Source organism: Methylobacillus draconifructus (genome assembly GCF_045984355.1).
In the GTDB taxonomy this organism is placed as follows: Bacteria; Pseudomonadota; Gammaproteobacteria; order Burkholderiales; family Methylophilaceae; genus Methylobacillus; species Methylobacillus flagellatus_A.
Genome location: NZ_JBJQII010000002.1, coordinates 412,304 through 434,576, shown reverse-complemented (window position 1 = coordinate 434,576; position 22,273 = coordinate 412,304). Strand labels below are relative to the sequence as shown.

General features: G+C 57.5%; 17 protein-coding genes, 1 tRNA gene and 1 riboswitch. Of the genes, 13 read left to right on the top strand and 5 right to left on the bottom strand.

Annotation, left to right across the window (positions count from 1 at the left end; genetic code table 11):
* Positions 1-67 precede the first annotated feature (67 nt).
* The 12 genes from ACJSDX_RS05890 (at position 68) to ACJSDX_RS05835 (ending at position 11,482) form a co-directional block, all read left to right on the top strand.
* Complete coding sequence (locus ACJSDX_RS05890; protein ID WP_407993900.1) at positions 68-1,105, top strand: TIGR03790 family protein; 1,038 nt, start codon at positions 68-70, stop codon at positions 1,103-1,105.
* A 224-nt stretch (positions 1,106-1,329) separates the two neighbouring features.
* Complete coding sequence (gene thrS, locus ACJSDX_RS05885) at positions 1,330-3,237, top strand: threonine--tRNA ligase (RefSeq protein WP_407993899.1); 1,908 nt, start codon at positions 1,330-1,332, stop codon at positions 3,235-3,237.
* 84 nt (positions 3,238-3,321) lie between these two features.
* On the top strand, positions 3,322-3,831 hold the full coding sequence (infC, locus tag ACJSDX_RS05880; protein ID WP_510355930.1) for a translation initiation factor IF-3: 510 nt from the start codon (positions 3,322-3,324) through the stop codon (positions 3,829-3,831).
* 107 nt (positions 3,832-3,938) lie between these two features.
* Positions 3,939-4,136, top strand: coding sequence for a 50S ribosomal protein L35 (gene rpmI / locus ACJSDX_RS05875; protein WP_011480222.1), 198 nt, complete (start codon positions 3,939-3,941; stop codon positions 4,134-4,136).
* A gap of 11 nt (positions 4,137-4,147) precedes the next feature.
* Complete coding sequence (gene rplT, locus ACJSDX_RS05870; RefSeq protein ID WP_011480221.1) at positions 4,148-4,510, top strand: 50S ribosomal protein L20; 363 nt, start codon at positions 4,148-4,150, stop codon at positions 4,508-4,510.
* Between the two features lie 138 nt (positions 4,511-4,648).
* A complete protein-coding gene (gene pheS, locus ACJSDX_RS05865) occupies positions 4,649-5,632 on the top strand; it encodes a phenylalanine--tRNA ligase subunit alpha (RefSeq protein ID WP_407993898.1) in 984 nt (327 codons plus the stop codon).
* Between the two features lie 26 nt (positions 5,633-5,658).
* On the top strand, positions 5,659-8,013 hold the full coding sequence (pheT, locus tag ACJSDX_RS05860) for a phenylalanine--tRNA ligase subunit beta (protein WP_407993897.1): 2,355 nt from the start codon (positions 5,659-5,661) through the stop codon (positions 8,011-8,013).
* Between the two features lie 25 nt (positions 8,014-8,038).
* Positions 8,039-8,341 carry an integration host factor subunit alpha gene (locus ACJSDX_RS05855; protein WP_226757146.1) on the top strand — a complete coding sequence of 101 codons (303 nt, stop codon included), beginning with the start codon at positions 8,039-8,041 and terminating at the stop codon, positions 8,339-8,341.
* Positions 8,322-8,747 (top strand): MerR family transcriptional regulator, encoded by a 426-nt coding sequence (locus ACJSDX_RS05850; protein ID WP_309566583.1) that lies wholly within the window; start codon positions 8,322-8,324, stop codon positions 8,745-8,747. The genes ACJSDX_RS05855 and ACJSDX_RS05850 overlap by 20 nt, the downstream gene beginning before the upstream one ends.
* Before the next feature lie 84 nt (positions 8,748-8,831).
* A tRNA-Pro gene (locus ACJSDX_RS05845) sits at positions 8,832-8,908 on the top strand.
* Positions 8,909-9,217: 309 nt separating this feature from the next.
* Positions 9,218-10,738 carry an aldehyde dehydrogenase gene (adh, locus tag ACJSDX_RS05840; protein ID WP_407993896.1) on the top strand — a complete coding sequence of 507 codons (1,521 nt, stop codon included), beginning with the start codon at positions 9,218-9,220 and terminating at the stop codon, positions 10,736-10,738.
* A 369-nt stretch (positions 10,739-11,107) separates the two neighbouring features.
* Complete coding sequence (locus ACJSDX_RS05835; protein WP_407993895.1) at positions 11,108-11,482, top strand: DUF779 domain-containing protein; 375 nt, start codon at positions 11,108-11,110, stop codon at positions 11,480-11,482.
* 161 nt (positions 11,483-11,643) lie between these two features.
* On the opposite strand, the gene ACJSDX_RS05830 is transcribed toward ACJSDX_RS05835, so the two are convergent.
* The 5 genes from ACJSDX_RS05830 to ACJSDX_RS05810 form a co-directional block, all read right to left on the bottom strand.
* Positions 11,644-13,800 (bottom strand): TonB-dependent siderophore receptor, encoded by a 2,157-nt coding sequence (locus tag ACJSDX_RS05830; protein ID WP_407993894.1) that lies wholly within the window; start codon positions 13,798-13,800, stop codon positions 11,644-11,646.
* A gap of 76 nt (positions 13,801-13,876) precedes the next feature.
* Positions 13,877-13,975, bottom strand: a riboswitch (TPP riboswitch).
* Between the two features lie 120 nt (positions 13,976-14,095).
* Positions 14,096-15,742 carry a SulP family inorganic anion transporter gene (locus ACJSDX_RS05825; protein WP_407993893.1) on the bottom strand — a complete coding sequence of 549 codons (1,647 nt, stop codon included), beginning with the start codon at positions 15,740-15,742 and terminating at the stop codon, positions 14,096-14,098.
* Positions 15,743-15,928: 186 nt separating this feature from the next.
* Positions 15,929-17,281 carry a di-heme oxidoreductase family protein gene (locus ACJSDX_RS05820; protein WP_407993892.1) on the bottom strand — a complete coding sequence of 451 codons (1,353 nt, stop codon included), beginning with the start codon at positions 17,279-17,281 and terminating at the stop codon, positions 15,929-15,931.
* 10 nt (positions 17,282-17,291) lie between these two features.
* Complete coding sequence (locus tag ACJSDX_RS05815) at positions 17,292-18,554, bottom strand: ABC transporter substrate-binding protein (RefSeq protein WP_407993891.1); 1,263 nt, start codon at positions 18,552-18,554, stop codon at positions 17,292-17,294.
* Positions 18,555-18,582: 28 nt separating this feature from the next.
* Positions 18,583-20,610 carry a TonB-dependent receptor plug domain-containing protein gene (locus tag ACJSDX_RS05810; protein ID WP_407993890.1) on the bottom strand — a complete coding sequence of 676 codons (2,028 nt, stop codon included), beginning with the start codon at positions 20,608-20,610 and terminating at the stop codon, positions 18,583-18,585.
* A gap of 202 nt (positions 20,611-20,812) precedes the next feature.
* Here ACJSDX_RS05810 and ACJSDX_RS05805 point away from each other — a divergent pair, with 202 nt between their 5' ends.
* Positions 20,813-22,249: a sensor histidine kinase gene (locus tag ACJSDX_RS05805; RefSeq protein ID WP_407993889.1), complete on the top strand. Its 1,437-nt coding sequence runs from the start codon at positions 20,813-20,815 to the stop codon at positions 22,247-22,249.
* Positions 22,250-22,273 lie beyond the last annotated feature (24 nt).

Genomic DNA, 22,273 nt, shown 5'->3' with positions numbered 1-22,273 from the left:
ATTCATGGGAGCTTCGGCTCCCATTTTTATTGATGTGGTCTGGATTAGGTACAGGATAAAGGCTGGCGTGCGATATTTACTGATGTTCTGCTTGATGCTGCAAAGCCTGGGAGCGCTGGCGGGCGAGGCAATTTCCCTGCGCACTCCCAATAGGGGCGGCTACAATCTGCAGCCGGAGAATGTGGCGGTGGTGGTGAACACCGATCAGCCGGAGAGCGTGCAGGCCGGGGAATATTACCTCAAGGTACGCCGTATCCCGGCGGACAACCTCATCAAGGTAAGTATTCCCGGCAGCCCGAAGAAGCTCAGCGCGCAGTATTTCGGCCAGCTCAAGCAGGAGATCGACGCCCAATTGCAGCCCAGGCACCAGGCCATCGTCATGATGTGGACTGCTCCTTATGCCGTGGAGTGCAACTCGATCACCTCCGCCATCACCATGGGTTTCGATCCCGCGCAGTGCGCCAATACCTGCGCGCCTGCCAAACATCCCAGCCGCTATTTCAATTCGCGCTCGCTCAAGCCGTTCAATGACATGGGGTACCGCTTGTCCATGCTGTTGCCGGTGCAATCGTTCGAGGATGCCAAGGCCTTGATCGACCGCGGTTTCGCCAGCGACTACAGCGCGCCGGCGGCCACCGCGTATTACCTGACGACATCGGACAAGAACCGCAGTAGCCGCGCCTTGTTTTTCCCGCCTTCGGGCAAGGTGGCGCAGCGCTACCTTGAGATCAAGAACCTCAAGGCTGACAGCATCCGCGACGTGCAGGACGTCATGATCTACCAGACAGGGCTGGTGAAAGTGCCTTTTCTCGAGACCCTGCAGTTTTTCCCCGGCGCGCTGGCTGACCACCTGACTTCTGCTGGCGGTGATTTGCTGGGCAATGGCCAGATGAGCAGCTTGCGCTGGCTGGAGGCGGGCGCGACGGCAAGCTACGGCACGGTGTCCGAGCCTTGCAATCATTGGCAGAAGTTTCCCAACCCGGCTGTGTTGCTCAAGCATTACCTGTTGGGCGCCTCGGCTATCGAGGCTTACTGGAAAAGCGTGGCCTGGCCGGTGCAGGGGGTGTTTATCGGCGAACCGTTGGCCTCGCCTTACAAGCGTTAGGGGCGGCTAACAAACCTCTCCTTGAGTCGTTGCTCTGTCTTGTCGTACTGCTGTACTGCCTGCTGCGGAGCGTCTAGCCAGGATCGCTTCGCTGAGGCTTGTTAGCCGTCCCAGTTCGTGTGCGTGTTGTGGTGCCAGTCGCCTCTATGCGATAATCGGCAGCTAAATTGATTGCGCAAGCAAAAGCCGTTTGACGGCTTTTGCTGTTTATTGGGTAGGGATATATGCCAGTTATTCGTTTGCCAGACGGTTCCGAACGCAAGTTCGACGAACCTGTGACTGTCGCGGAAGTCGCGATGAACATCGGTGCCGGTTTGGCACGTGCCGCATTGGGCGGCAAGGTCAATGGCAAGGCCGTGGATACCTCGTATCAAATCACGGATGACGCGGATCTGGCGATCATTACCGACCGCGACGCCGAGGGGCTGGAAATTATCCGCCATTCCACCGCCCACTTGCTGGCGCAGGCGGTCAAGCAATTGTTCCCTGAAGCCCAGGTGACTATCGGCCCAGTGATCGACAATGGCTTTTATTATGATTTCTCCTACAAGCGCCCGTTCACGCCCGAGGATTTGCAGGCGATCGAAGCTCGCATGCAGGAGCTTGCCAAGCGCGACATCCCCATCGTGCGCACCGTGATGGAGCGCGACGAGGCGGTGACCTATTTCAAGTCGATCGGCGAGCAATACAAGGCGGAAATCATCGGCTCGATCCCTGCCGATCAGGAAATTTCGCTCTATACCCAGGACGATTTCACCGACCTGTGCCGCGGCACCCATGTGCCTTCCACCGGCAAGCTCAAGGCATTCAAGCTCATGAAGGTGGCGGGGGCCTACTGGCGCGGCGATTCCAACAACGAAATGCTGCAGCGCATCTACGGCACGGCCTGGGCCAAGAAAGACGACCTGGATGCCTATCTGCACATGCTGGAAGAGGCGGAAAAGCGCGACCATCGCAAGCTGGGGCGCCAGCTCGATTTCTTCCACATGCAGGACGAGGCGCCTGGCATGGTGTTCTGGCATCCGCGCGGCTGGGTGATCTGGCAGGAAGTCGAGCAATACATGCGCAACATGTTCCGCGACTTCGGCTACCAGGAAGTGCGCACCCCGACCATCATGGACCGGGTCATGTGGGAAAAGTCCGGGCACTGGCAGAATTACCACGACAATATGTTCACCACCGCCTCGGAAAACCGCGATTACGCGGTCAAGCCGATGAACTGTCCCGGCCACATCCAGATATTCAACAGCACCCTGCACAGCTATCGCGACCTGCCGTTGCGCCTGGCCGAATTCGGTTCCTGCCACCGCAATGAGCCGTCGGGCGCTTTGCACGGCCTGATGCGCGTGCGCGGCTTTACCCAGGATGACGCGCATATCTTCTGTACTGAAGACCAGGTCAAGGACGAGGTGGCCGACTTCATCGTCATGCTCTACAAGGCCTACAAGGATTTCGGATTCAACGAGGTGCTGGTCAAGCTATCCACGCGGCCTGCAAAGCGTGTGGGCACCGACGAAGCCTGGGACAAGGCGGAAGAGGCGCTGGCCGTGGCTCTCAAGCAGAACAACCTTGAATTCGAGTTGCAGCCTGGCGAGGGCGCGTTCTACGGTCCCAAGATCGAGTTCACCCTGAAGGACAGCCTGGGCCGCTTGTGGCAATGCGGCACCATCCAGCTCGACTTCAACCTGCCGGAACGCCTGGGAGCGGAATACGTCGATGAGGACAACTCCCGCAAGCATCCGGTCATGTTGCATCGCGCGATCGTCGGCTCCATGGAGCGCTTCCTCGGCATCCTGATCGAAAACCATGCGGGCGCGATGCCGGCCTGGCTGGCGCCGGTGCAGGCCATGGTGCTCAATATCAGCGACGGGCAGGCTCAATATGTCGCTTCCGTGGTCGAGGAATTGCGGAAAAATGGCTTCCGCATCGATTCGGACTTGAGAAATGAGAAAATAACCTATAAAATCCGCGAGCATAGCTTGCAGAAGCTGCCTTACCTCCTGATTGCAGGTGAGCGCGAAATGCAGACTGGTCAAGTGGCCGTGCGTACCCGCAAGGGCGAAGACTTGGGTTCAATGCCGGTAAGCGCTTTCATTGAGCGCTTGAAAAACGACATTGCCGACAAGATCTAGGATGCCTGCGCGAGTAGCGCGGTCTATTATTTTGGCCTTCGATATTAAATAACGGGAGATTTTGCGATAGCTCAGGAAAAGGAATTGCGGATCAATGGCGATATTACTGCGCCACAGGTTCGTCTGGTTGGGGTGGATAACGAGCCGTTAGGCATCGTCAGTCTGAATGAAGCATTTGCAAAGGCCGAAGAGGTGGATACCGACCTGGTCGAGATTGCGCCGCAGGCGAGCCCGCCTGTATGCCGCTTGATGGATTACGGCAAATTCAAGTATGCCGAGAGCAAGCGTCAGCATGAAGCGCGCCTCAAGCAAAAGCAGGTGCAGGTGAAGGAAGTCAAGTTCCGTCCTGGTACCGATGAGGGCGACTACCAAGTCAAACTGCGTAACCTGATTCGTTTCCTGCAGGAAGGTGACAAGGCGAAGGTGACCTTGCGCTTCCGTGGCCGTGAAATCACTCACCAAGAGATTGGCCTCGCGTTGTTGAAGCGGGTCGAGGCGGATTTGACAGAACATGCAGTGGTGGAGCAGTTTCCCAAGATGGAAGGCCGCCAGATGGTGATGGTGTTATCACCGCAAAAGAAAGCAAAGCCTTGAGGCCCTCGGGCGGCAAGGCTTGTGAGTAGTAAGCAGTAAGGAAGCGGCGACGCGGCCAAAGGCATGCCCGATCGCTCTTTTTTCAATATCCCTATTAGGAGAACAAAATGCCAAAGATGAAGACTAAGAGCAGCGCCAAGAAGCGCTTCAAGTTCTTGGGAAATGGCAAGGTGAAGCGTACCCACTCCCACCTGCGTCATATCCTGACCAAGAAGACCACCAAGCAGAAGCGTAACCTGCGCGGCACGGCCATTATTTCCTCAACCGACGTCAAGCGCGTACGCGCCATGATGCCAACTCAATAAGGAGATAAGAGATGCCTAGAGTAAAGCGTGGTGTCATTGCCCGTGCGCGTCACAAGAAGGTTCTGAACGCTGCCAAGGGTTATCGCGGCCGTCGCAAGAACGTTTACCGCATCGCCAAGCAGGCGGTGATGAAGGCTGGTCAATATGCTTACCGTGACCGCCGTCAGAGAAAGCGTCAATTCCGCGCACTGTGGATTGCACGTATCAATGCCGGTGCCCGTGAGTATGGCTTGACCTACAGCCGTTTCATCAACGGCCTGAAGAAGTCCGCGGTTGAAGTCGACCGCAAGGTGCTGGCTGATCTGGCAGTGTTCGACAAGCAGGCGTTTGCCAAGTTTGCCGAACTTGCTAAATCCGGTCTCGCCGCTGCCTAAGCAACAGCAATAAGAAAAGGAGGCCTCGTGCCTCCTTTTTTTTCCGGGTTTTTCCACAAGCGGCCATGTCCGTCGATGACATATGGCATTAAACATAGTGGTCGTTTATGAAAGCATCCGTGAGGACAACACCATAATATGCAAAATCTAGATCACATCATCAGCGAGGCGCAGCAGGATTTCGCAGCCTGTGTCAGCATCGTCGACCTGGAGCAGGCCAAGGCGCGCTATCTCGGCAAGAGCGGCAGCCTGACAGAGGCCTTGAAGGGCCTGGGCAAGCTGTCCGCGGAAGAGCGTCCCGCAGCAGGCGCGGCCATCAATGTCGTCAAGCAGCAAGTCGAATCCGCGCTCAAGCAACGCCGTGATGCGATCCTGCAGGCGGAGCAGGACCGCCAGCTGGCCAGCGAGACGATCGACGTTACGCTCCCAGGCCGGAGCGCCGGTACGGGCGGCTTGCACCCGGTGTCGCTAACCTTGAGGCGTGTGGAAGAACTGTTCCGCTCCATCGGCTTCGAGGTGGCGGAAGGCCCCGAGATCGAGTCCGATTTCTACAATTTTACCGCGCTCAACATCCCGGAAGACCATCCTGCACGCGCGATGCATGACACCTTCTATGTCGACGACAAGCATGTGTTGCGCACGCACACCTCGCCTGTGCAGGTGCACTATATGCAGGACAAGGCGCCGCCGCTCAAGATCATTGCGCCGGGCCGCGTATATCGCGTCGATTCGGATGCTACGCATTCCCCCATGTTCCACCAGGTGGAAGGCTTGTGGGTGGACGAGCACATCAGCTTCGCCAACCTCAAGGGCGTGGTGCAGGATTTCCTGCAGCGCTTCTTCGAGCGTGACGACTTGCAAGTGCGTTTCCGCCCGTCCTTCTTCCCGTTCACCGAGCCTTCCGCAGAAATGGACATGAGCTGGAACGGCGGCTGGCTGGAAATTGGCGGCTGCGGCATGGTGCATCCCGAGGTGTTCCGCCATGTCGGCATCGACAGCGAAAAATACCGCGGCTTTGCCTTCGGCCTCGGCGTTGAGCGCCTGACCATGCTGCGGTACGGCGTCAACGATCTGCGCCTGTTCTTTGAAAACGATTTGCGCTTCCTCAAGCAATTCGCCTAGCCCTTACTTCTGGACAGATCAACACTATGCAATTCTCTGAACACTGGCTGCGCCAATATGTAAATCCTGCCCTGGACAGCCAGGGCCTGAGCCATGCCCTGACCATGGCAGGGCTGGAAGTGGAGGAGCTGGAGCCGGTCTCTCCCGAATTCACCAAGGTGGTGGTGGCTGAAATCATCAGCGCCGAGAAGCACCCGGATGCAGACCGCCTGCAGGTGTGCAAGGTCAATGTTGGCAGCGGTGAGCCGCTGCAAATCGTCTGCGGTGCGCCCAATGCCCGTGCCGGGCTCAAGGCGCCCTGCGCGCTGGTGGGTGCCGAACTGCCTGGCTTCAAGATCAAGCAGGCCAAGGTGCGTGGCGTAGAATCCTTCGGCATGATGTGTTCCGCCAAGGAGCTGGGTTTAGCCGAGGAAAGCGACGGCATATTGGAACTGGCTGCCGATGCACAGGTCGGCCAGGATATCCGCGCGCTGTTCGACCTAGATGACAAGCTGTTCACGCTCAAGCTCACGCCCAACCGTGCCGATTGCCTCAGCATTGCCGGGATCGCACGCGACGTGACGGCGTTGACAGGCGCGCCATTGGCCTTGCCCGAAATCACTCCTGTCCCGGTCGCCCATGCGCAGCAGCTGGCTGTCAGTGTGGCCGAGCCGGAGGCTTGTCCGCGCTATGCGGGCCGCCTGATCCAGGGTGTCGACGCCACCGCCGCAACGCCGGACTGGATGGTGCGCAAGCTCGAGCGCAGCGGTATCCGCAGCATCAGCGCGATTGTCGATATCACCAACTATGTGCTGCTGGAGCAGGGCCAGCCCCTGCATGCCTTTGATGCGGACAAACTCCAGGGCGGCATTCAAGTACGCTATGCGCACAATGGCGAGGAATTGCTGTTGCTCAACGGCCAGCAGATCGCCCTGGGCGACGACATGTTGGTGATTGCGGACGACAAGGCTCCCCTGGCCCTGGCCGGCATCATGGGCGGCGAAGCCAGCGCGGTCGGTGACGCCACCCGCGATATTTTCCTCGAAAGCGCTTTCTTCGCCCCAGCCGTGATCGTGGGCAAGGCGAGGCGTTTGAATTTTTCTACTGACTCATCTTATCGCTTCGAGCGCGGCGTCGATTTCGGCAATACCCTGCAGGCCCTGGAACGCGCGAGTCAATTGGTATTGGAAATCTGCGGCGGGCAGGCGGGGCCAATCACCGAGGCGTTGCATCAATTGCCTGAGCGCAAGCCGGTGCGCCTGCGCCTGGCGCGCCTGAATTCCGTCTTGGGGATCGTCCTGGATGCGGCGGCGGTCGGTACGTTGCTCGAGCGTTTGAGTTTCAAGTTTTCTGCTGTGGAGGGCGGTTTTGAAGTGACTCCTCCCAGCTACCGTTTCGATATCGAAATCGAGGAAGACCTGGTCGAAGAGGTCGCCCGCCTGCACGGCTACGACAATATCCCGGCATTGGCGCCGCATGACGAGCAGCGTATGCTGCCTTTGCCGGAAGCCAGGCTGAATCGCAACCGGCTGCGCGATACGCTTGCGGCCAGCGGCTATCAGGAAATCGTCAGCTACAGCTTCGTCGATGAAAGCTGGGAACGCGATTTCCTTGGCAATGCCAGCCCGATCGCCCTGAAAAACCCGATCGCAAGCAATCTGAGCGTGATGCGTACCGGCTTATGGGCAGGCCTGATGGAGACCTTGATCTATAATCTCAACCGCAAGCAGGAGCGTGTGCGCCTGTTTGAAATCGGCTCGGCTTATTTCGCCGAGGAGGCCGCCTACCGCGAGGTCGGGCGGATATCCGGCTTGGCTTATGGCAGTGCTGAGCCGGAACAGTGGGCCGCGGCCGCTCGAGAAGTCGACTTCTTCGACGTGAAGGCGGAAGTGGACCGCCTGGCAGGAGGTCGTGTGCAGTATGTTGCCGCGCAGCATCCGGCATTGCACCCGGGCCAAACGGCCCAGATCCTGCTGGATGGCTTGCCAATCGGCTGGATAGGAAAGTTGCATCCCAAGTGGCAGCAGCATTACCAGCTGCCGCGCAGTGCGATCTTGTTTGAGCTGGATGTGGAGCCATTGTTGCAGTTCAGCGTGGCATCCTATGTGCAGGTCGGCAAGTTTCCTCCAGTGCGCCGCGACATTGCCGTGGTGGTCGATGAGGCGGTCCCAATCCAGTCATTGCTGGATACCATGCGATCCAGTAAAAATGCGTTGATTAGTGACATTGCGCTGTTTGATGTTTATCAGGGGAAAGGCATCGCTGAAGGGAAGAAAAGCCTTGCATTTCTTGTGCTTATGCAAGATACTCAAAAGACTTTGACCGATGCAGAAGCCGATGCAGTGATAGCCGGGTTGCTGGATTTGTTGGCTCAGCGACACGGTGCAGCATTAAGAAATTAGAAAAAGTAGTAGGGAAGGGTTTTGCATGACATTAACAAAAGCTGATTTGGCTGATTTACTGTTTGAACAAGTGGGGTTGAACAAGCGCGAAGCCAAAGACATGGTGGAAGCATTCTTCGAGGAAATCCGTACTGCCCTGGAAGCTGGCGACAGCGTCAAACTTTCGGGTTTCGGCAATTTCGAATTGCGCCAGAAGTCTGAGCGTCCAGGCCGTAACCCCAAGACAGGCGAAGAAATCCCGATCACCGCCCGCCGCGTCGTGACTTTCCATGCCAGCCAGAAGCTCAAGAGCAAGGTAGAGGAGGCATATGCCGGAGCAAGCGCCTAAGGTCCAGCTCCCGCCGATTCCCGCCAAACGCTATTTCACCATTGGCGAAGTCAGCGAGCTGTGCGGGGTCAAGCCTCATGTATTGCGGTACTGGGAGCAGGAGTTTACCCAGCTCAAGCCAGTGAAGCGCCGTGGCAACCGCAGGTATTACCAGCATCATGAAGTTCTGCTCATCAGGCGCATACGAGAGTTGCTTTACGAGCAGGGCTTCACCATCAGCGGGGCACGCAACCGCCTGGATGAAAGCGGCGGCAACGCATTGAGCCGCGAAGTGGAATCCAGCGCAGGGCTGGCCGTGAACGCGCAGCTCCCGGCAGCTTCCGTGGACGTAGCAGCACCCGGCGTCGATCTGGCAGCGTTGCGTTCGGAACTGCGTGAAGTATTGAGCTTACTCAGCCAGCATTAACAAATACCCGTTTTCCCCTGTGCTAAATCCAGTATTTTCGATATAATCTCTTTCTCGCTCCCGGCCTTGCCGGAAGCGTAGGTTCGGGGCGTAGCGCAGCCTGGTAGCGTACTTGCATGGGGTGCAAGGGGTCGTGTGTTCGAATCACACCGTCCCGACCAAAAAAATCTATTAAAGCCAGTTATTCTGAATTGAATAACTGGCTTTTCGCTTTATACAGGCAACAATCTTCTCTTGATAATCGCAAGAGTTCAGCTCACTCCCATTCAATATTGCTCGTCAGATATGAGTGCTGAAACCATAGCATCACGATGGCCCTCGTATTTTTCCTCTGAAAATCCAGCCTGAATGTAAGACAAAAATTAGACTAGGTAGTATATTAACGAAAACGTAGGCATGGGATGCATTATCCCGATATCAAATCGTGGCAGTTCTGCACAATCGTCAATAACTCTTGGAGGAGTGTAGTAATGAGTCTTGATAGTTTGAAGGGTCTAGGTATTAAGGTTCCGTACAAAAATAAATACGACAATTATATTGGCGGAAAATGGGTTGCGCCGGTAGATGGCGAATATTTCGACAATATCAGCCCGGTGACCGGCAAGGTATTCTGCCAAGTGCCGCGTTCGAATGAAAAGGATATCAACCTGGCGCTGGATGCCGCCCATGCTGCCAAGGATGCCTGGGGCAAGGCCTCGGGCACCGAGCGTGCCAACATCCTGCTCAAGATCGCCGATGCGATGGAAGCCAATCTGGAAACCATCGCGATTGCAGAAACCATAGACAACGGCAAGCCCATCCGCGAGACCATGGCCGCCGATATTCCGCTGGCGATCGACCATTTCCGTTATTTTGCAGGCTGTATTCGTGCTCAGGAAGGTGGGATCAGCGAGATTGATCATACAACAGTGGCTTACCATTTCCATGAGCCGTTGGGCGTTGTCGGACAGATCATTCCATGGAACTTCCCGATCCTGATGGCAGCTTGGAAGCTGGCGCCCGCATTGGCGGCAGGCAATTGCATTGTCATGAAGCCTGCCGAGCAGACGCCGGCCTCGATCCTGGTGGTGCTGGAAATCATCGGCCACCTGTTGCCGCCTGGCGTGCTCAATGTGGTGAATGGGCATGGCGTCGAAGCCGGCAAGGCATTGGCGACCAGCCCGCGCATTGCCAAGATTGCATTTACCGGATCCACTTCCGTTGGCCGCCTGATCATGCAATATGCCAGCCAGAACCTGATTCCCGTGACGCTGGAGCTGGGTGGCAAGTCGCCCAATATCTTCTTCGAGGATGTGATAGACAAGGATGATGCTTATTTCGACAAGGCGCTGGAAGGCTTTGCGCTGTTTGCCTTGAACCAGGGGGAAGTCTGCACCTGCCCGAGCCGGGCCTTGATCCAGGAGTCCATCTACGAACGCTTCATCGAGCGTGCCATCAAGCGTGTGAAGGCGATCAAGCAGGGCAGTCCGCTCGACAAGTCGACCATGATCGGCGCACAGGCGTCCAGCGAACAGGTCGAGATCATCATGTCCTACATCAAGCTCGGCCAGGAAGAAGGCGCGGAGCTGCTCACAGGTGGTAAGGCGACCAAGCTGAGTGGCGACTTGAGCGATGGCTATTACATTGAGCCTACGGTGTTCAAGGGCCACAACAAGATGCGCATCTTCCAGGAGGAAATCTTCGGGCCGGTCTTGTCCGTGACGACGTTCAAGGATGAGAAGGAGGCGCTGGAAATCGCCAACGACACCATGTACGGCCTGGGCGCAGGCCTCTGGACCCGCGACGGCAGCCGTGCCTACCGTGTCGGCCGGGGTATCCAGGCAGGCCGCGTCTGGACCAATTGCTACCATCTTTATCCAGCGCACGCCGCATTCGGCGGCTATAAGCAGTCCGGCATCGGCCGCGAGAACCATCGCATGATGCTGGACCACTACCAGCAGACCAAGAACCTGCTGGTGAGCTACAGCCCTGATGCGCTAGGCTTCTTCTAAACTTTAATGTCGAATGGCTAGGGCCTGTTAACGCAATTGAAGGAGATCGCGTTGGAGCTAGGGCGGTTTGAGCGCAAGGCGTACAGCGCAGCAAGGCTCGATGCCTTGCGAGCATGGACAACGCAGCGGGCGAACCGCCCTGGATCCAACCCTTCGGGAAGGCATGAACAATTCACCCACTCTACGTTGCCCGCCTTGCGCGTATCGACATACGCGCTGCGACGCGCGCCTTGATTGGGGCAAATTGTTCATGCCTTCGCGACTCCTTCAATTGCGTTAACAGGCCCTCGTCCAACGCCCAGGTTTGCGAGTTCGAACCTGGGCGTTATTATTTGTGGTAAAGCAACTGCCAAGAGATGAGGAGGATTGATGAGTGCCAGCCGGATTAATGCCACGCCATCTGCTGCAGCTTTGATTGATGAGCTGCGCGCCAGGCATGGTAATCTCATGTTTCACCAGTCAGGCGGGTGTTGTGAGGGCAGTGCGCCCATGTGCCTGCAGGAGGGCGAGTTCCTGCTCGGCACCTCGGATGTTAAAGTGGGCGAGGTGCACGGCGTGCCGTTCTATATGAACAAGACCCAGTTCGAATATTGGGAGCATACCCACCTGACGCTTGATGCGATTCGCGGGCATGGCGGCATGTTCTCGCTGGAGCAGGCGACCGGCAAGCATTTCCTCATCCGTTCGCGTTTGTTCACGGACGAGGAGCTTGCAGACCTGGAGCCGGTGAAGCAATGCGGGTGATCGAAATGTGGCTATGAGCGTTGGCAACCTTCAATGCCAGCAGCAGGCCAAGAAAAACGCCGCTAAGCGGTGATCCCGTAGCGGCGTTTTTACCTTATAAATGACGCTCACATGCGATGACTTCAAAAGTTGGGTGACTTTTCTTTGATTTAAGGAATCGGTCAGAAGTCGATTTGCGCCGACACGCGGAATACGCGCGGCGCGCCCGGGATCAGGTAGCCGCCGAAAGCGCTGGATGCATCGCCCCAATAGAACTTGTTGAACACGTTGTCCACGCCAGCGCGGAAGGTGGTTGCGGTATTGCCGAGCTTGGCCGTGTAGCGTGCGCCCAGGTTCAGCACGTGGTAGCCCTCCACTTTCCTGTTCAATGCCGCTATCTCGTTGTTCGGCGCGAAGTTTTTGCTGGATGAATAGAGCCATGTCGCGTTCAGTTTAAGGGCTGGCAAACCTGGCCAGGTATATTCGCTATACACCGCTGACTTGAACCTTGGCACGTTGCCGACCTGCTTGCCCTCGATGCGCGCATCGTCCGTGCCTTCGGCCTTGGCCTGCAGCGCGGTAAAGCTGGCGCCCAGCATCCAGTCGCGCGTGACGCGGCCTTGTGCGGCGAATTCCAGGCCGCGGTTGACTTGCGTGCCATTGATGACATAGGTCGGCGTGGCGTCGACGTATTCGTGGTTGCGCTTGATCTGGAATACGGCGGCAGACAGGCTGACATCGCGCGTCACGTCCGCTTTCACGCCGAGTTCGAGCTGCCTGGACCTGCTGGGGTCCATGATGATTTCGGCGTTCGTGGTGCCGGTCGGCGCTGTGCCGCCCGGTTCCAGGCCTTGCGAATACGAGCCGTAAACCGCCAGTGACGGCTGCAGGTTGTAGAGCAGGGCGACGCTAGGCAAGACAAAATCATCGTCCGTGCGCCGCGTCGTCTCGCCCGAGGCATTGAACTGGTCGCGCTTGAGCTGCACGTAGCGCACGCCGGCATGCAGCCTGAGCTGGTCAGTAAGCGCCATGACATCCTGCACGAATACTGCACGCTCCTCATCCTTGCGGCGCAAATGGACAGGATTGACGTCGGCGAGCGCGAAATTATCGTAGTAGACCGGATTATAGATATTGCTCTCGCCGACATAGTTGAATACGTAATCGGCAAAGTGATCGCGGCGGTTCAGCGTGGATACGCCTGTGGTCAGCTCGTGGCGCACGCCGCCTGTCGTGAAATTGCCTTGCAACAGCGCCTGGGTGGTCGTGATCGAGCGCTTGTCGTTCTTGCGGCGCAAGTCGTACATCGAATAACCGCCGTCGCTGCAATAGCCGACGATCAGCCCTTGCGCCTGGCAGCCGGAAGGCAAGGTCACCGCATCATCACGATGCAGGGTCGATTGGTTGGCTTGCAGGATGGTGCGCCAATCGTCATTCAACGCATAGTCGAATTTCACGCCGAGGTTATAGCTGTCATCGACGACGGGACGGCTCCAGGATTGGTCATTGAGCATCTGCTTGGCGCGGATGCCGGTCGGGATGCGCTGCTCCGGCCCGAGCAATTGGAACCCCGGCACGGTCAGTTGCGACTTGTGCTGGTAATCGAGGTCGAGCTGCAACAGCGCGCGTTCGCTCAGGCGGAAGTCAAACGCGCCCGAAATGAAGTTGCGGTTGCCTGTCGAGCCGTCGACATACGACTTGATGTCTTCCGCCGCGGCATTGATGCGGTAACCGAAGACGCCGTCCTCGGAGCGCCCGCCCAGATCTACCGCGCCGTACACCGTGCCGCGCTCGCGGACTTCGAACGTCGCCGAACGCAGCGGGGCGTCGGTAGGTCGCTTGGTCACGTAGTTGAGCATGCCGCCCGATGCGGCAATCCCCGCCTGCAGGCCGGCCAGGCCTTTCAGTATCTCGATGCGTTCCTTGTTCTCCATCGGCACCCTGGCCTGCGCGAGAATCACCATGCCGTCCTTGCGGTAGTTGGCGCCCTGGTCGAGCACGAAGCCGCGGATCGCAAACCAGTCGGCCAGGCCGACCGCATTGTAGGAATTCTGCACGCTGGCATCCCACTTCACGGCGTCAGTCGCGGAACGTATGCTGCGGTCCTGCATCTGCTCCTGCGTAATCACGTTGACCGAGGCTGGCGTCTGCAGCAGCGATGCTTCGGGAAAGCTGCCGATGCTGGCACGGCGCGCCACGCCATCAGTCGATGCGGAGGTGACGACGACCTCCGGCAGTGCGTTATCGCTGTCATCGGCGGTCTGTGCCAGCGCGGCAGGCGCATAAGCGCAGGCAACGGCCAGCACGCTGAGTTTTTGACGGAAAGTAAAAGCAGGCATTGTGTGTTCACTCGCGTTAGGGACAAGCTACGCGCAGGAACGGACAAAGAGCCTACCTCGGGGAAATGAATGGACCTTGAGTGGCTTTGCGCTTTCCTACGCTGGCATTATCCAGGTCAGGTTCAAGGGTATATCTCACCCGAAGATCGGCTCTTCAGGACCCCTAGCGTGGGTCGTATACTAACAAAGAATGTGCAGAAAATGCCAATTTTCGTTGCAAACAGGGTTGCATGCTGCGCATGTAGCCAATTAACGCGTGCTCAATCGGGTAATACGGAAAAGTGTGCAACGCCATTCAATGGAGAGAGGCGGGGGAAGGAGTTTCCGGCCACAGCAAGTGCAGGTGCGGCAGCACATTATGCTCGCCAATCTGGCTGGTGAGCCCGGCGCGGCGCAGTTTTTCCAGGATATTGGGCCTGGCCTCGGCGACCACCAGCCTGATCTGGTGCTGTCTGCAAGTGTCCAGCAGGTTCCACAATGCCTGCATGCCGGTGGCGTCCATGATAGGCACGCGCGCCATCCTCAGCACAATGGTGTCGGTATCCTCGCGCAGGGTTTGCAGGCGGTGCTGCAAGTGCTCGGCAGCACCGAAGAAGAACGGCCCTTCCAGGCGATAGACCAGCGTGCTCGATGGCAGGCGCCATTCGCGCTGGCCGTATTCCTGCTGCAAGTCATCGTCACTCAGTTGCGTCACGTTCACCGTGTCCGCCATGCGCTTCATGAACAACAATGCGGCAAGCACGACGCCGATATTGACGGCAATCACCAGGTCGCTGAACACGGTGAGCAGGAAGGTGATCAGCAGCACCGCCACATCCGCGCGCGGCGCTGTCCTCGCCATGTGCAGGAAGCGATGCGCCTCGCTCATGTTGTAGGCCACCACGAACAGGATGGCCGCGAGCGCCGCCAGCGGGATATTCACGGCCAATGGCGCCAGCAGGACCACGATCAACACCAGGGTGACCGCATGCACGATGCCGGATAACGGGCTGTTGGCCCCGTTGCGGATATTGGTCGCGGTGCGGGCCAGCGCGCCGGTCGCGGCGAACCCGCCGAACAATGGTGAGGCGATGTTGGCAATACCCTGCCCGATCAGCTCCTGGTTGGACTGGTGGCGCGTGCCCGCCATATTGTCGGCAACGACGGCCGAGAGCAACGACTCAATGGCGCCCAGCAGCGCAATGGTGAAGGCCGGGCCGATCAGCTCTATCATGACGGCAGGGCTGATGCCCTCGGGCAGGGCAAAATGTGGCAAAGCCTGTGGGATGCCGCCGAACGCACTGCCTATGGTGGCAACCTGTTCAGGTTGAAAGACAGACTGCACGATAGTGGCTGCCACGATTGCGACCAAGGGGCCGGGAATTTTTTTCAGGTAGCGGTTGGACAGAAGCAGCACTGCCAGCGTGAACGCGCCAAGCAATGCGGTCTGCCATTGCAGCTGCGGCAGGGCTTCCAACAGATGCCAGAGTTTTTCGTGGAAATGGTGCGAGGCCTGGGGCGTGAGGCCGAAAAAATCCTGCCATTGGCCGACGAAGATGATGACTGCGATTCCGCTGGTGAAGCCGATGATCACCGGTTCCGGGATGTAGCGGATCACGCTGCCCATGCGCGTCAGCCCCATGACGAGCAGCATGATGCCTGCCATCAGGGTGGCGATCTGCAAGCCTGCGATGCCGTATTTCGCCGTAATGCCGGCAAGGATGACGATGAACGCCCCGGTCGGGCCGGTAATCTGCAGGCGGCTGCCGCCGAACAGGGAGGCGAGCGTGCCCGCGACAATCGCGGTGTACAAGCCTTGCTCGGGCTTGGCGCCTGATGCGATCGCGAACGCCATGGCGAGCGGGAGGGCGACGACCCCGACGATCAGCCCCGACATGATGTTGCGGGACCAATACCGGCGGGAGAGCAGGCCGGCGCGCTTGGCTTCAAGAATGGCGATCATGGTGTAAATGCATGGCAAGGGAGGTAATCGACAGGCATATCATAGCCTTTTCGCCGCAAGATTACCGAGGCTTAGAGCCGCTAACAAAACCCTTCTGGCGTTGTTGCTCTGCCTTGCCGTACTAGTTGTACTGTCTGCAGCAGAGCGCCTAGCCAGAATCGCTTCGCTGGGTTTTGTTCGCGGCTCTTAAAGTGAGTCGACAAAATCCAGCAGCAATTGCCGGTCCAGCGGAGACATCTGCTGCACCATGTTGCGGGACTCCTGTGCCTCGCCGCCGTGCCACATGATGGCTTCCAGGATAGTCCTGGCGCGGCCATCGTGCAGGAAGCCTGCGTTCGGCTCCACCTGTTTCGCGAGGCCGATCCCCCAGAGCGGCGGGGTGCGCCACTCGCTGCCAGTGGCGGAAAAGTCCGGGCGGTTGTCCGCCAGTTCCGGCCCCATGTCGTGCAACAGCAAGTCCGTGTAGGGGGCGATGCTTTGGTTGCCCAGTGCGGCCAGCCTGGGGAATTCGCTTGTCCTGACTTCAGGCAGGTGGCAGGCTGCGCATTGCGCCTGGCGGAACAGTGCGGCGCCCCGTTGCACCCGGGAATCGTCCTGATGGCGCGGCGAGGGCACGGCAAGCGCCAACTGGTAGAACTCCATTTGCTCGAGCTGGGTTTCCGTGATTTCTGGCGTGCCCGATACGGGGGCTTGCTGGCAGGCTGTTTGGCCTTCGGCGCAATTGCCATGGGGAAACAAGTGGGAGGACAAGCCCATATCGCCGGCCATGGCGCTCGCCGTCTGCTCGCGCAGCGTCGCCACATTGGCCTTCCAGCCAAAGCGCCCGATCACGTGCCGTTGCTGCTCCATGTTCCAGACGCGGTTGAGCCTGCCCTTGATATTGCCCGACTTGGGCTGCGATTCCAGTGCCAGCAGGGTGCTGTCCGCAATGGCTTCGAGCAGGCCCATGCCATAGATGGCGGGTGCGATGCGGGCCGAGGTTTGCAGGTCGTCCGGCAGCGGGCCATAGGCCAGGTTGCTGAACGTGATGGTCGGTTTGCGAAGGCGTACGCGCTCGCCGCCGTTCAATGATATTTCGCTTTCCTCGTAACGCACATGGGCGCGGCCTTCGGCCTCGACGCCCGGCGCGCCGAATTCCTGCAACTGGTCGCCATATAATGGATGGGGCTGCGGGCCGCCTTCAGGTGCCTTGCCGGGGACGCTCAGGCGGACCAGCATGGCGCGCATGGATTCTTCCGGGCCGTCAGGCGCGAAGCCGCGCCCGTTCTTGGCATGGCAAGCGATGCAGGAGTTGCGGTTGTACAAAGGCCCCAGCCCGGCAATATCGCGGTCTTCCGCCGGGGAAATGATCCAGCTTTGCCGGACCAGCCCTCGGCCTAGCTGGAACTGCAGGTTTTCTTGCGAGGACAGCGGACGGATAGGCTGGCTATAGGCTTCGCGGCTTGCAAGGCTGGTCAGCACCTGCGCCGGTTCATCGCCGTGGGTAGCGGCGGGAGCCAGGGTGAGAATGCAAACAGCGAGGGACAGGATGCTGCGCATAGCCCCAGGATTACCGCTGTGACGCGATGCGGGCGGCTTCCTGGTAGCGCTCGTGCATGACTTGCTGCCACCGGCTGATGTCCGCTTGCTGAGGGCCCTGCAGGGATTCTGCCGCGGTTTCGTCGATCGGTAACTTTTGCAGCAGCTCCCTGGCCTTGGTCACTTGCGGCGCATCGGCGCCCAGCTCGGCGCTTGCATTCTCGATGGCGCTGATTGCCTGTTGCAGGGGCGCCAAGTTGAGGGTGATGATGGCATCGAACAGCGCATTGGTGGCCTCCTGGCGAGCCAGCCCGCGAAGGTTGTCGTACACAAAGGCCGGATTGTTCTCGAATGGGTTGAAATAATCGGCAGGCTTGTCTGCGTACACCGAGGGCCTGACCGGCAATTTGCGGATATCGGGGTGGAACAATAGCCGCTGCCCTTGTTCGGACAGCACGAATGCGCTGAACGCCTTCGCTCCTTCGGGGTTGACCGCATGCTTCATGATGGCGACGTGGGCAGGGGAGTAACCAGTCAATTTAGGGTATGCAAACTGCAATGGCGCGCCGTTGGCAATGGCGGATGCCGTGAAGAAATCGATGGTCAGACCCGCGAACAGGCGGCCGCTGGCAACATCGTCAGTGACGAAAGTCGCGCCCGCAGTCACCAGCTCCGCATTGGCGGCGATGGCCTGCAACAGGTTCCAGCCCGCCTGCCAGCCGTAACCTTGCAGCAGGATATCGATGAGCGGCGGCGCATAGCCGACCTTGGAAGGGATGGGCAGCGCGACCTTGCCTTTGAACCCCGGCTGGCCGAGGTCTGTCCAGTCATGGGGAACAGGCAGCCCGGCGGCGGCCAGGGCCTGCGGGTTGCTCACGATGCCGTATCCGGCAATCTCACTGGCAATATGGTGGCCTTCGCGCAAGGGAAAGCCGTTGACGGTTTCAGGCAGTCCATCCAGGTTGATATCCAACGACTGGAACGCCTGTATTTTCTCCAACTGGGCGAAATTGCGCTGGGCAGGCGACCAATAAACATCGACAGCTTGACCGGATTCCTTGAAATAAGCCATTGCATCGCGCGATTGCCGCCATAGCACTTCCAGCTTGTATTGCGGATATTGCTTCTCGAATGCCGCCTCGAATTGCGAAACGACTTCCTGCGGATAACTGGTCATCACGACGACTTTGGCTATGTCTGCCGATGATGACACCTGGCTGACGAGCATCAACCAGATAATGAGAATCCGGACCGGCCAGCGCAATGCTGCCTTGATAGTAAGAGCGCTGGCCATTGGGGTTTCCTATCTATTAGTTAATTATTTAAAACTTGCGTGTTACGTTGACAAACATATTGCGGCCTTCCATATAGAAGCCCTCAGTGTATGCATAGTTTTTGTCGAGAATGTTGTTGATGCCCGCCTCGGCAAACCAATCGGCATTGACTGCATACATAGCCTTGATATTGCCGGTCGCATAACCCTTGGCTGACAGCCAATCAGTGACAGCGGAGTTCTGGCGGGAATAGCGCGAGGATGCCGCTTCGATACTTGCCAGCACTTGCAAGGCGCTATTCACTTTCCATTTGCCGTATGCAAACAGCTTCTGGCGAGGCACGTCGGTCAAGCGCTGGTCATTGCTGAGATTGTCGCGGTTGATAAAGGTATAGTTGCCGCCCAGTTCAACATCATCGCTCGCAAACCAGGTTGCGCCCAGTTCGATACCCTGGCTTTCCACCTTGCCAATGTTGCGGAACTGGAAGCATTGGCCCCCGCCAGCGGAACAGGCGGAATTCGGCAAGCTCGCAGACTGGATCATGTCTTTGGTGTCAATGAAGAATACCGCGCCCTGCAGTTTCAATTCAGGCAGCACAAAAGCACCGGCACCCAGCTCATAATGGGTCGCTCTTTCCGTATCCAGGCCAGGATTGGGAACCGCGCGACCGAAACGGCCGGAGAAGCGATCCTTCATGGTGGCAAAGCGGCTCTTCCTGGCTACTGTAAAGTGAATGTCGCTATCTTCCGTTGGCTTATAGAACAAACCAGCCTGAGGATTCCACGCATGGGCATCGCCATTCGGGAAATCGTAAATCTGGTTTACATTGTTCAGCCCTTCGGCCTTGAGGGTGTCACGCTTGTCATAGCTGATACCCGTCACCAGGCTCAGTTTCTCGGTGAAATGATGGGTATCTTCAATACCCAATGAAATGGTGCGGTCTTCAAACGTCTGAACCGGGTTGCCCTTGTTGTGCTCTTCGTGCTTGTCATGCTTGTAGTGTGCGGCGAACTTCAGGGTATTGGCCTTGGCAACATCGAAACCCAGTTCGGCGCTGACGCCATAGGTGTCATCGTTATAGATGCTGGTGAATGAACTGTTCCTGGTCATCGTGGCATAACGCGCATCGTCATAGCTTTCCAATATATTCTTGAATTTGTCATAGAAAGCGCGGACTTTCAGGTAGGCGCTATCGCCGAAGGTGGTGCGCGATATGAAGTACAGGCTTTCTTTGTCCCATTTGGGCCAATTCCAATAGTTCGCACTGCGGCCACCATCGCTGCCAGCATATACAGGACTGCCTTTTGTGCCTTGCTGGTTGATGTAGTTCAGGCTGTATTCATTGCCTTTGCTCGGGGTCAGGCCGATTTTCAGGTTGATCTTTCCATCCCTGTTGTAAGCGCGTTCCCTGTCTCCGCCGTTCTCATACGCATTGGGCTTGTAATCGCTGGACATACGGGAGCGCTCATTGTCTACGTATGAGGTATTGGCTTGCCAGTACCATGTTTCGTAATTGCCCCCCATGTTGACATCGGTAGCATATCCATTGAATTTAAGGTTGCGGTCAGTCTTGATACCTGCAGTGATGCTGCCTTCAAACTCTTTCGTTGGCTTGCGGCTGACTAGGTTGATCGCACCGCCTAATGTGTTGGGGCCGTACAAAACGGAACTGAACCCCTTGGACAATTGGATCTTGGATAGATCGAAAGTATTGAAACGGCCCAGATCGACGTAGCCATCGTAGGTGACGTAAACCGGAACGCCGTCTACGAACACAGGCACCTGGCGTAAATCAAACCCACGCAATTGCACCAGTTGTTCATTGCGTTGGCCGCCTTGGGTCATGCTGACGCCAGGAAAAGTGTTGAGCGCCGTGCCCACTGTTTCGCGGTTGAACAGGCGCATATCCTCTTGCGTAATGGTGTCGTCAGAGAGCCTGATATCTTCTGGCTGCTTGGTAGTGGTGACATTGATCTCACCCAAGGTAAAAGGCGCAACTTCCGCCAAAGCGACTTGAGTATTGGCTGCCAGCGCGGCAATCACTGCCAGCTTGAGCGGTTTTAGGTAATTGGACATTGATCTCCCCGATGCTAAGTAGTTGAAACAAAGGCGGGATTAAATATTAATTCAATATATTTGTAAATATATAACGAATATTATTTTAATGAACCTGGAAGATGCACATGCATAGATGACAGGGTTAGGGGAGAAACCTTGCGCAGCTTGAATTAATCAATTGTTCTGGTAGGCTTGCCTGAAACTTTTAATAGGTATTGCCGTGTCGCCGCTATCAGAAATCCGCAAGTATCTTGAGTCCGCTGCGCAGAGCTCCTTGGACGATATCTATGCGATCGATCCGCATAGCTTGCAGTTGGTGGGGGTGCTGGTGGATGGCGCGGAAGCGCAGATTACCGATCATCCCTTGGACGACTTGCTGCAGGCGTTGAGGGAGCCAGAAGCCAGGGAGCTTCTGGATGCGGTGCCGATGGAACTGGCGATGGCGGATATCAGCCATGAGTTGCATACCATCAACCGTTATTTTGGCGAGTTCCGCTTGCTCATGGTGGGGCGAGGCAGCGGGCGGGTGTTGTTGGTGATGCGCGACAGCCAGGCGTTCAGCCGGCACATCCTGCACGTGCTGAACGAGGGCGCCAATTTGAGTGCCCTGATTTCGAATGCGCCTGGAGTGGTATACCAAGCCCATATGAGCCGTGATGGCGTCATGGGGTTTCTTTATCTCAGCGATGCTTGCAAGCCGCTGCTGGGCGAAGACGCCGAGGTACTGATTGCCAATCCTGACATTTTTCTTTCTTTGATCGATGAAGAGGATCGCGGAGCTTATGAAAAGCATGTCAGCCAGTCTGCCCATAGTTTGAGTGTGCTGAACTGGACCGGCCGTTTCTGGATGCAGGCGTGGCAGGATACCAAGTGGATCAACCTGCGTGCCAGCCCGCGCAAGATGCCTGACGGTACCGTGGTGTGGGAGGGCATCATGACGAATATCACGCAGAGCCGGCGCGAACAGCAGGCGATTCGGCAATCGCATGAAAAGCTGGCAAGGCTTTCTGCCCAAATGGCCCAGATCAAGGAGAAGGAACGCTTGAGAATCGCCCAGGAGGTGCATGACGACCTAGGAGGAAATTTGACGGCCATCCGGCTTGGGCTCTCTTCCATTATCAAGCGGCTGGGGCCTGGGCAGGAGGCCTTGCTTGCCAAGGCCAAGCAGCTTGAGGCTATCGTCGACGATACATTTGAAGCTACGCACCGGATTGCGAGCGACTTGCGGCCTAATGTCCTTGAGTTGGGCATCGTGGCTGCCCTGGAGTGGCAGGCGGCCCAGTTCGTCGAGAAAATCGGCATTCCGTGCGAGTTTGTTTGCAGCCATGCGGAAGTCGATGTCTCCACCGACCATGCGATCACCTTGTTCAGGATTTGCCAGGAGGCTATGTCCAATATCGCCAAATATGCCAAGGCCAGCCACGTCGAGGTGACGCTGGAAGCTACGCTTGAGGAAATCGTGATGCAGGTCATTGATGATGGCGTTGGCATTGCGCCGGTGGACAGGCTGAAAGCCAACGCATTCGGTATCAGCGGCATGGCGGAACGGGCCGTGGCTCTAGCTGGACAATGCAGGGTGCAAGCCGGCAAGCAAGGGGGTACAATAGTCAGCGTTACTTTGCCGTTGCAACCCGTGAATATCGAGGCTGCCGGTTGAATAATAAAAATTACTTTTAATCAT